The organism is Candidatus Bartonella washoeensis Sb944nv (genome assembly GCF_000278135.1).
Lineage (GTDB): Bacteria > Pseudomonadota > Alphaproteobacteria > Rhizobiales > Rhizobiaceae > Bartonella > Bartonella washoeensis.
In genome coordinates this window covers 5,720-6,412 of record NZ_JH725022.1, presented here as the reverse complement: position 1 = coordinate 6,412, position 693 = coordinate 5,720, and the positions used below count along the sequence as shown (strand labels likewise).

The following is a 693-nucleotide window of genomic DNA, read 5'->3' as shown; positions in this document are numbered from 1 at the left end:
CAAGGCATCATCTTGAACTTTTTGACTAATATTCGTGATCTTTTGATCAAACTTCTTGACCTCATTTGTGAGATGCGTGTTCACATTCTTGACATTCGTATCAAGACCAGTAAACGCGCTCCCAACATCGCTAAATTGAGCCCGTTTTACATTCCCATCGACATCAATCTGAGATAATTTATAAGTCGGTCCGGTAAAGGTGCCATTAAATGAGGAACCACCGCCAAAATATGTCGCAATGTTATCGCTCATCGAATAAAGTTGAGAACCATTGATGGCATCGCTGGAGTTTACAGAAAGATTACCAGGCGCGACACCAGAAATTTTCCTCTTAGCATTGTCTTTATTCAAAACGCTGATTTCATTTCCACCGCTTCCCTTACCAATATGGATCATTCCTGCTAACTTACCAAGGTGAAGACCACTATCATCAATTCTGAACAGATTGATCTCATCTTCCTGCGTAACAACAAGACTGTTCTTTACATCAAGAAGTTCCTGATTAAGGTTCGTGAAAGAACTATTCAAACCAGAAAAAGCACTGGCAACATTGTTATACTCTTTCTCTTCACCAACACTACCATCGGCACTCAATTGTGCTATCTTGAAAGCAGGAGCACTCCACTGACCGTCTTTGTATCCAGCCCCACCCCCCAAATAACTAGACAATACATTACTCACAAAATAGAGTTG

General features: G+C 40.8%; 1 pseudogene. It reads right to left on the bottom strand.

Going from position 1 to position 693, the window contains the following annotated elements:
• Positions 1–693, bottom strand: a pseudogene (locus MCQ_RS00015) (hypothetical protein); the annotation flags it as partial.